A 9,448-nucleotide genomic window follows, 5' to 3' on the forward strand; every position below is an offset into this window, starting at 1 on the left:
TATACTAAAACGAGGCGAACCACCAATTTGATAGTGTGGTTCGCCTCGTCATTTTCACTCTATAATACTAATATAAGTGAATACAGTTATCATACTGTTCAGGTTGACTTCTATGTGAAATATGAATAATTGTTTGATGAGATAAAGACAGTAAATACTGTTCTATCTCTTTGGAAGATTGCTCATCCATTGCACTTAATGATTCATCTAAAATTAAAATAGGTTTCTTTTGACAGAGTGCTCTTATCAATGCGATTTTTTGTTGTTGACCCCCAGACAATGTACTCTTTTGGTCGAAACGTTCATCTAAACTATCTAGTGTTGGAAAACGGTCTTTTAATCTAAAAATGTCTAGTAAAGAAAGCATGTATTCACTGTCATAACATTGATATAAAGTGATATTATGTAAAATGGTATCGTGAAACATTATTGGTTTTTGTGGTACATAAGCAAAGAAAGATTGTACTTTTTGATAACTCATATTTTGGATTGAAATATTATCTATCAAAATATCTCCTTGTGTATACTCTTTATTTTTCGTTAATAACTCTATCAATGTCGTCTTACCACTACCATTTTTTCCAGTTATAAGATAGTGTTTTCCTTTATCAAATTGAAGTATTTGTTTAGAAAAATCAAGAAGTCTTGTATCATTTAGTTGATACTGTAAATCATGACAAATGATATGATGAAAATCTGATTGTATATTTAAGTTATCTTCATATATCTCTGTTTTCAGAAATGTTTGTTGAATATCTTGTGAAGATTTAATATCAGATAATGAAGATGCGATTAAATTGATAGGATGTACTAACTCTGTTGAAATGGAATAAATTGCCACAATAGTACCAACAGTAATGGCACCACTTAAAACTTGGTACCCTCCTATCCATAAAATCATGATTGTTGTTGCATAAAAAGAAAAACCAATCAGCACATTTCCCATACTACCAATACGTGTTTTGGCATCAATATCTTGACTAATCGCATGATATTTTTTGAATAACTTTTCTTTAAAATGAGCTAGAGAAAAACTATTCTTTATAATAACGACTCCTTCAATAATATCTGATAATTGCACTGTATACTCCGACTTTGTTTTAGAAATAACACTTTGCAATCTTGATAAATGACTTTTCAATACATACGGAATAATAATCGGTAAAAGCGATAATGTTAGTATAAATAATGCCGTCATAAAATCTAATGAAAAAATAGCGATAACCGCAAATAAAAACGACATTAAACCATGCCACAACGATAATTGAGCCTCATAATACAGTTCTTTGATCATTTCAATATCGTTAGAAATGGTTGATATATAGTCACTTCCTAGAGTGTCATGTGGTAAATGTAATAATTGATAAATGGCTTTTTCGTGTAAGTATTCTCCCATACTATTGATGTATTTTTGACGAAAGAGTTGTTGCCCGTATTCTGCTATCAATAAAATTAACGTAGCTCCAACCAATAAAATCACGAAATGATAAAATTGAGATATATTGTGTTCGAGCAGTGTGTCTACAATAAATTTGGTTAACACACTAAAACAAATATTCATCAATGCTACGAAGAATAGACATACTAAACTAAGATAAAAATACTTATTTTTAAATGGCACGATATATCACCTCACAAATATTTTTTGTGCTTAAACCTACACTATTTAATTCTTTTTCCCATGATATGATACATTCTACAGCAGAATTAGTCTTTTTCTTTAAAAGAATATCCTGAAAATTTTTATAAAAATATTGAGTGAAATACTTATCAGGAAAAAATGAACATGGCTTGATAAAACCTTGTTCAGTAATTGTCCATTCTGTTAAACCTGCTCCACAACTTAAGCCTGTTTCAGAAAGATTTTTCAATATTTTTTTAGAACTATTTTCTTCCCATAAAGCTATAGATATATATTTTGAATACTTATGTTGTAATTCCAACATTTTTTGAGACAAAATTTTGTATTCTTTATTTGACAAATACCATTCATTTTCTATTCATATTTTTTACTAGTCAATATATCATCTTTTGTATTCATAAATTTTCCTCCTATATGATAATCCTTATTCTCAACTAACACAAAGTGAATAATCACTGTTTATGTTCATAAAATAAATCTTTAAAATTGATATATCAATCTGTTAATAACGTAAAGTGTGATATTATATGACATCCAATCATCTGGAGGAACGACATGTACATCACACAAAAAAGAAGACGCTAAGAAACATCTTCCTTTCAATCTTATTCAACTGTTCCGAAAACAAGTAATTGGGTTAATTCTTCTGATGATATATTTCCAAAGTATTTTTTCACGTCAATCGTATCAAATACATTTTGAACATGTTCCTTATCAAATTTAGTTCCACGTAATGCTGCTTCTACATCTACAATGTCACCTAAACCAAAGAAATCACCAAAAATTTTAATGTCATCAATGTGTCCATTTGATACATTTAATTTAAATTCGACTAATCCAAATGGGAATTTATGATGACAAGCCATTGAAAATTGTGGAGAATGTCCATAATTCCAGTCCCAATTTCCAAAGCGTTCATCACGAATTTTATAAACACCTTCCCAGTCTTTATCTGTTAGATGGTATTCTTTTACGTCGTCACGTGATGATACACCAAAAATTTCTAATAATAAACTGTCACGAAATTCTTGAGTTGTCATATTTTGATATTGTGCTGATACATAAGGTTTAATGTTTGTAACACGTGAACGAACAGATTTAATACCTTTAGATTCAATTTTTTCTTTTCTTGGCTTTAATGCTTTCGTGACAGCATCTAAATCAGCATCAAACAAAATTGTACCATGAGCTGTCATACGACCATTTTTAGCGTACATAGCATTTCCAGAAAATTTCTTTCCGTCAATCAACAAATCATTTCTACCTTGTAACTCTGCCCCAGAAACACCCATTTTATGAAGTGCGTCAATAACAGGTTTTGTAAATTTGCCAAAATCTCTAAAAGAACCATCATCATCTTTAATAAAACAAAAAGAAAAATTACCTAAATCATGATAAACAGCTCCTCCACCGGACATACGGCGAACGACGTGAATACCTTTTTCATCAATATACGACTGATTAACTTCTTCAGCTGTATTTTGATTACGCCCAATAATAATAGACGGTTCATTGATATAAAATAATAAAATCGGTTCATCTACTAACTTATTTTCTACTAAATATGTTTCTAAAGCAATATTGACACGTGGATCTGTAATCTCTTTATTATCTACAAAATACATGACATATCCTCCTTTAAATTTCGTATGTATCAAAATCTTTTGCTAAATAAACTGGAATATGTTCAACCATTTCTTCTGCTTGTTGTTTTAAAACGCTTTGATAATTCACAGGTAAATGCGTTAAAACCAATTGCTTAACATTCGCTAAATCTGCAATCTTTCCGACTTCTCCTGCTGTCATATGCACGGTACTATTTTCTGAACCATTCATAAACATTGCATCTGCAAGTAATAAATCTGCATCTTTTGCAAAAGTAATAAAGTCTGCTAAATACCCAGAATCTGCTGTAAAAACAAATACTTTTTTAGTGTTTTTATCTTCAACCCTTATCCCATAACACACAACTGGATGAATGGTTTTTAAAAATGTTATTTTAAAAGGACCTACTCTTAAAATTTCCTCTGGATTATAAACAATTCCCTCACTCACATTTTGCATCGTCAATTTAGAAAATTCTTCTGAATGCTGATGTCCATAAATTTTTAATATTTTTTTAGGCAAATGTTCTAGTGCAGGCTTTAATTGATAAGCATATTGCAACACACCTAAGTCTGCAATATGATCTGCATGGTAATGCGTAATCAGCAATGCATCAATATCTGTCGGTTCCATAATAGAAGCAAGATGTTGAAAAGCGCCACTTCCAATGTCGACAAGTAATTTAAATCCGTCTGCCTCTAATAAATAAGACGATGTTGCTTGTGTCGGTGTTGGATAGGCTCCCATACAACCTAAAATGGTTAATTTCATAGCAACCTCCTAAAATAGACTTAACAAAAGCACATATAATGTATATAAACTTGATAAATAATTTTTACTTTTTCCAGTATTTAAATAATGTTTATTTTTAAACATAAATTGTATAAATAATCCAACAATACCAACTAGTAAAACATCAAATAATATATTCGTTAATGCCACTCTTCCTATTGCAAAAGGAAATGCAGCCATACCAATAAGCCCTGCAATAGATAAATAACGTAATAAATTTTTTGGTAAAGCAACCATTCCATATTTAACAATGTCTAGTTTCTCTGATTCTGCGTAATATACTAAAAGTCCACTAACAAGAGGTAAAATGGCTACAAATAAATTCATAGTAATTAAATTTACTTGAATAAATGAAGCTAAAATCGTTACGACCAATCCTTTTAAAAATACTTGTAATATGATGTAATAAATCGTACCTTTTAACTTGAACGGTGCATACATCAAATGCGTACTTACAACGTATAAAAATGCAAGTATTGTAAAAATAATATTCGTTATATAATACAGTAATACTAAAAAAATAAGAATAATTAGCTCAAACATATATAAGGGTTGCCATTTTACATAGCCACGCTTAGATACATTGATAAATAAATATTGCTCAATAAATTGCATCATTAACATAAAGAAATAAAAAACAATAGCTCCCACTAAATTCAAAGGATTACCTTTAGAACCAAATGATGTTCCAAATAAAATCAATGTTAATGGCATAATAAACAATTTTATAACTGGATGACTTGCAAAATATTTAAGTTGCTTTATAAATGTATTTAAATCCATATCATTACCCTAACCTTTATAAAATATGAATACAACATGTACCCAAATTACATTATATGAGAAAACCCTTAATATATCAAGTTTTCTACTTTTAGACACAAAAATAAACACAAATAACTATAAATAGGGGGACCCTATTTATAGTTATTTGTTATTTCATTCTAACGACTTCTACTTTGTATCCGTCTGGATCAATAATAAAATAATAAGATGGTGGTATACCTGGTAATCCTTTTAAGTCTGTTACATTATAGCCAGCATTTTTTTGTTGTTCATGTAGTGCTTCAAGATCTTCTACAGCAATTGCAATATGACCATATCCTGTTCCCAACTCATACGCACCATGTCCATAATTATAAGTTAATTCTAATTCATAATCACTTTCAGGCAATGTTAAATAAGCTAGTGTAAATTGATTTTCTGGAAAATCTCTTAATCGAGACACTTTAAAATCAAATGCTTCTGTATAAAATTTAATAGATTCTTCTAAATTTTTGACACGATAGCACGTATGTACCATTTGTTGTTTCATTTATATTATCCCTCACAATATTAATTGATAAAATATTTTTTTGTCACATCTAAAGCGTTTGATTCAATAATAAGATTTGCGTGTTCATTTAAAAATACTTGTGATACTTTTGCCATTTCTCCGTATTCTAATGCTATGTGCAACACATGTTGACGCTCATTTGCTGTTGAGCATGTTATAACCCAATAATATTCTCCATTATAATCATATAAATGATTTTCTAAATGTTCCACTTTTATATATTTGGCAAAAGAAACAAAATCAGCAATTTTTTCAAATACAAAAACAAGTGATTTAGTAGATTCTTTTTTTAATTCTTCTTTTTCAAACAGTTGTTTTTGAGATATTGCTTTTTCTTTTTTTTCTTCATTTGATTCTTGTTCTAAATATTGAATCATTTTATCAAGCGGGTTATTACTATCAAAATCAATATCTTGAATAGATGCTTTTAAGTGCTCTTTAAAATTATCGACCATTCCTTTTGTAATATATAAGTCAAAACCGTCTCTTTTAGGCACTACTTGAAATGTCACAGAATCAATACCTTCAAATTCATGACGCATACCAACTTCATCCAAAATGCTATAAAAGAATGTTTCAACTTTCTTTTGACTTCCTAATAAGTCAAAAAATGTAATACCTCGTTCTTCTAAATCAGACTTAGCAATCATCACTTTTATTGTATTTTCATTTATGTGTTCCATTTTCATTCGTATCACCTCTTTTATATAAATTATAATGAATATTTTATAACAATTTCATTATTTGTAAAGTAAGATATATCTATTCTTTAAACATTATTTCTTGATAGACATCATCTTTTTCAAAAAGTGCCACAACATACGGGCATGTTGGAATAATTTTTAACTGTTCTTCCTTAGCGTATGCAACAACTGTATCTACCAATTTTTTAGCAATGCCTTGTCCTCTTAATGTTTCTGATACATATGTATGATTAACATCAATCACATTATCTTTCACAAAAGCATATGTTATTTCTCCTAATAACTGTCCGTCAACTTCATAAACAAAACTATTTCCTTTTTTTACAAATTCCATTATAAATCCTCCAATACTTTCTCTTTTTACAAATGGGGCATGTTCTATACCTTGTCGTATAAATAGTATAACATTTTATACACACTTTTTGATGAAATATGCTCTTTTTCTTTCTTTTATATAAAAGAAATACATATATACAAAAAATGACTAATCCTATAAATATCATCTTCTATCTTCCATTTCCTTTTTATAGTCAAGTACTCGTTGCTGACAATCTTCTGCTTGTATGATGTCTTGAATCATATTAATAAAATTGTTTAATGGTTCCTCTTTAAAAAATTGACTATTTTTTAAACAATCTAAAATTAATTTTTTAAAATTGTATGTATTCTCTTTTCCAATCAATCTGATACCAATAAAGGCAATACATTCTTTATCTTGATGGTACACAAATTGATTGATATTCCATAAAATAAAATGAGTATCTATATAGTCATGTTCTAATTGTTTTAATATATTCACTACTTGAAAAAGAACATCAAAAAACATATATGTAGAAACACCTTGAGATAAATATGTTTTTAATGAAATACAGTTTACATATTCTCCAGTATATTCTTTTTGTGACAGTTGGTTCATAGATAAAACTGGAGCAGCTGTTGAAAAGAAAACATATTCTTCAAGAGGTTCTAATATTAGTGTTAGATATACTCGATTTTGTTTTTCAGTTATTTTAAAAGTAGCCATCTAATTTCCTCCATAGTGTTAAACGCTCTATTGTAGTATGATTGTGATGTTGTATATATTGATACATTTCTTCGCTTAATCCATGATAATCAATAACGACTATTTTTTTGTATTCTCTTAGACAATATTTAAAATAAGGCACAATACTAACAGCATGCTTTTGTAAAGAAAAACACTGTGGTAACTTTTCTTTAACAATACCAGCTGTATAGTCTACCACACTTTGATTATCATAAAAGGTTAAAACAAGATGTTTACGATAAATAATAAATATTTTTTCGTACACACTGGCAAATGCAAAACGATATCTATAATCGTTTTGTACAATGTAGTGTTCATGAAAGTCATCTATTTTATCTTTATTGGTACATTCCGCACATAGCCATTGTTTTTTATTTTGTGAAAAAGAAAAGATATCTATTTTCTCGTATATTCTTTTTTGGCATATAAGACACAACATTATAAAATCAATCCTCTCTCCTTTGCGAGTTTATTCATATGTTCTATCTCTTTTATCGCTTTTTTTAAATATCGTGATGCACCATTATGTAAAAAATATACAAGACCACTTGGTGCATCAACTGTTCGTCCAACTCTACCGGCAATTTGCACAAGACTAGCTGTTGTGAATATTGGTTGGTGTGCATCTACAACAATGACATGAATATGTTTAAAGGTCACACCTCGTTCTAAAATGGTTGTGGTCAACAAACAGTCGTATTGATTGTCACGCATGGATTGGATTTTTTCATAGCGATGACTGTCTTGTGCATGTACGGATGCAATAGCTAAATTGGGATATGCTTTTTTTAACTGTTTTTCTAAAACATGCATATCGTCAATATTGGGCAAAAAGACGAGAAATGGTTGATTTTTATTTATAAATTGATGCAAAATAGAAAACAATACTTTAGGTTTTTTCTTCCAAAATCCAATATACATACTTTTTGGCACAACAAGTGGGTGCTTATGATACCTTGCGGGTAATGTCACGCAAGATAAGGTTCCTTTTTTTATTTTTTTAAGTTGATCTTTACTAGGTGTTGCTGTTAACAAAATTAAACTACTTTTTTCTTTTAATACTTTCTCAATACGATTGGTTAATATAGGATTATTGCTAAAAGGAAATGAATCTACTTCATCAATAAACAATAAATCAAACGCATGTTTAAATCGCAATAATTGATGTGTGGTACAAATCACCAATTTGCTATAACGATAAGATTCGGAATTTGCTCCGTATAAAACAGCAATATTTTCATCAGGAAAAACTTTTTTTAAGCGAAGAGATAATTCAATACATACATCTACTCTAGGTGCAGATAAACAAACTCTCCCACCCTCCTCAAGAATACGATGAATACCGTTATAAATCATTTCTGTTTTTCCTGCACCTGTTACAGCATAGACGAGTAATTGTTCATTGGATAGTGCTGCTTGCTCAATACGTTTAGATAGTTTTTCTTGTTCATTGGACAAGGTACCCTTAAAATCAAAGACAACATGTCTATGTTTATTTTTTGGTTCTGGATAAGAAACAAGATAGTCGCACTCTTTTAATAGACCTAAATTTATACAAGAAACACAATAACCACAAAATTGCAGACATATTGAACAAGGTGTTTGATACTTAATAGGCATATCACAGCGACAGCATTTTCGATTAGACACAGCTGGTATACAAATAAAAGACTTGAATTGAGATAAATCTTTCTTTTTTATAACTATCTCACGTCCATAAGCATTTTCTTTCATATTTATCACCTATTGATAATATATGCCATTTATGACAAAATCTTTGTTCTACAATAAAAAGGCTGTATAATTTTTAGGGTTGATGGCATAAGCCAGCAACCCTAATTTTATGTAGACAAAAAGGCAATTTTCTCTTAAATTAAAAGTACCACCAAATAATAAGGAGAAATTGCCTATGTCTAATATAACAGAAATCTTACTACAATTAAAGGATAAAAACATCACATTTGATCATGAAAACGTATCAGAGTGTGACATTCGACATAAAAAATCATTAGTCTTATACGGTAAATTAACCTATACACCAGATTGTTGCCCAAATTGTCACACAACCAATGGCATTGTAAAAAATGGGACACGTCAATCACGACTGTCTTTATGCCAAATTTCAGGACTAAACGCCTATTTATCACTCACTAAACAACGTTTTTATTGTAAATCCTGTCAATCATCATTTACAGCTGAAACACCTATTGTGGATAAGCATTGTTTTATCACAAACCGTTTAAAACAAAAGATAATGGATACTTTAACAGAAACCATTTCAGAAACCTACATCGCTAAACAACACAATGTATCTGTACATACGG

Annotated in this window: 12 protein-coding genes; 1 reads left to right on the top strand and 11 read right to left on the bottom strand. The window is 29.5% G+C overall.

From position 1 onward, the window contains the following. Window positions 1–67: 67 nt before the first annotated feature. The 11 genes from GMA06_RS08620 to GMA06_RS05095 form a co-directional block, all read right to left on the bottom strand. Window positions 68–1,621, bottom strand: a complete 1,554-nt coding sequence (locus GMA06_RS08620) for an ABC transporter ATP-binding protein (RefSeq protein ID WP_163561899.1) — start codon at window positions 1,619–1,621, stop codon at window positions 68–70. Next, window positions 1,611–1,982, bottom strand: a complete 372-nt coding sequence (locus GMA06_RS05050; protein ID WP_163561900.1) for a hypothetical protein — start codon at window positions 1,980–1,982, stop codon at window positions 1,611–1,613. The genes GMA06_RS08620 and GMA06_RS05050 overlap by 11 nt, the downstream gene beginning before the upstream one ends. 265 nt (window positions 1,983–2,247) lie before the next feature. Beyond that, window positions 2,248–3,267 carry a lipoate--protein ligase gene (locus tag GMA06_RS05055; RefSeq protein ID WP_163561901.1) on the bottom strand — a complete coding sequence of 340 codons (1,020 nt, stop codon included), beginning with the start codon at window positions 3,265–3,267 and terminating at the stop codon, window positions 2,248–2,250. A gap of 13 nt (window positions 3,268–3,280) precedes the next feature. Continuing rightward, a complete protein-coding gene (locus GMA06_RS05060) occupies window positions 3,281–4,018 on the bottom strand; it encodes an MBL fold metallo-hydrolase (RefSeq protein WP_163561902.1) in 738 nt (245 codons plus the stop codon). A gap of 9 nt (window positions 4,019–4,027) precedes the next feature. After that, window positions 4,028–4,753 carry a hypothetical protein gene (locus tag GMA06_RS05065; protein ID WP_163561903.1) on the bottom strand — a complete coding sequence of 242 codons (726 nt, stop codon included), beginning with the start codon at window positions 4,751–4,753 and terminating at the stop codon, window positions 4,028–4,030. Window positions 4,754–4,973: 220 nt separating this feature from the next. Beyond that, window positions 4,974–5,354, bottom strand: coding sequence for a VOC family protein (locus GMA06_RS05070; protein ID WP_163545170.1), 381 nt, complete (start codon window positions 5,352–5,354; stop codon window positions 4,974–4,976). 20 nt (window positions 5,355–5,374) lie between these two features. Then, window positions 5,375–6,064, bottom strand: a complete 690-nt coding sequence (locus tag GMA06_RS05075) for an adaptor protein MecA (RefSeq protein ID WP_163561904.1) — start codon at window positions 6,062–6,064, stop codon at window positions 5,375–5,377. Window positions 6,065–6,137: 73 nt separating this feature from the next. Further along, entirely contained in the window at window positions 6,138–6,482 is a 345-nt protein-coding gene (locus GMA06_RS05080) for a GNAT family N-acetyltransferase (RefSeq protein ID WP_345940875.1), read from the bottom strand. Window positions 6,483–6,578: 96 nt separating this feature from the next. Then, the gene (locus GMA06_RS05085; protein ID WP_163561906.1) at window positions 6,579–7,103 is read right to left on the bottom strand and encodes a hypothetical protein; all 525 of its coding nucleotides are present in this window, start codon (window positions 7,101–7,103) and stop codon (window positions 6,579–6,581) included. Further along, window positions 7,090–7,389, bottom strand: a complete 300-nt coding sequence (locus tag GMA06_RS05090; protein WP_163561907.1) for a hypothetical protein — start codon at window positions 7,387–7,389, stop codon at window positions 7,090–7,092. Before GMA06_RS05090 ends, GMA06_RS05085 begins: the two co-directional genes overlap by 14 nt. Before the next feature lie 173 nt (window positions 7,390–7,562). Beyond that, entirely contained in the window at window positions 7,563–8,858 is a 1,296-nt protein-coding gene (locus tag GMA06_RS05095; RefSeq protein WP_163561908.1) for a helicase-related protein, read from the bottom strand. Between the two features lie 175 nt (window positions 8,859–9,033). On the opposite strand from GMA06_RS05095, the gene GMA06_RS05100 reads away from it, so the two are divergent. Next, the coding region (locus GMA06_RS05100; protein ID WP_163561909.1) for a helix-turn-helix domain-containing protein at window positions 9,034–9,448 on the top strand (415 nt) is incomplete at its 3' end.

This window comes from Granulicatella sp. zg-84 (assembly GCF_010892375.1).
Classification (GTDB): domain Bacteria; phylum Bacillota; class Bacilli; order Lactobacillales; family Aerococcaceae; genus WM01.

Bases quoted from the DNA above. Each gene is read 5' to 3' on its own strand.
- GMA06_RS05095 (WP_163561908.1), bottom strand. From the start codon at position 8,858: ATGAAAGAAAATGCTTATGGACGTGAGATAGTTATAAAAAAGAAAGAT.
- GMA06_RS05060 (WP_163561902.1), bottom strand. From the start codon at position 4,018: ATGAAATTAACCATTTTAGGTTGTATGGGAGCCTATCCAACACCGACA.
- GMA06_RS05070 (WP_163545170.1), bottom strand. From the start codon at position 5,354: ATGAAACAACAAATGGTACATACGTGCTATCGTGTCAAAAATTTAGAA.
- GMA06_RS05075 (WP_163561904.1), bottom strand. From the start codon at position 6,064: ATGAAAATGGAACACATAAATGAAAATACAATAAAAGTGATGATTGCT.
- GMA06_RS05065 (WP_163561903.1), bottom strand. From the start codon at position 4,753: ATGCCATTAACATTGATTTTATTTGGAACATCATTTGGTTCTAAAGGT.
- GMA06_RS05055 (WP_163561901.1), bottom strand. From the start codon at position 3,267: ATGTATTTTGTAGATAATAAAGAGATTACAGATCCACGTGTCAATATT.
- GMA06_RS05085 (WP_163561906.1), bottom strand. From the start codon at position 7,103: ATGGCTACTTTTAAAATAACTGAAAAACAAAATCGAGTATATCTAACA.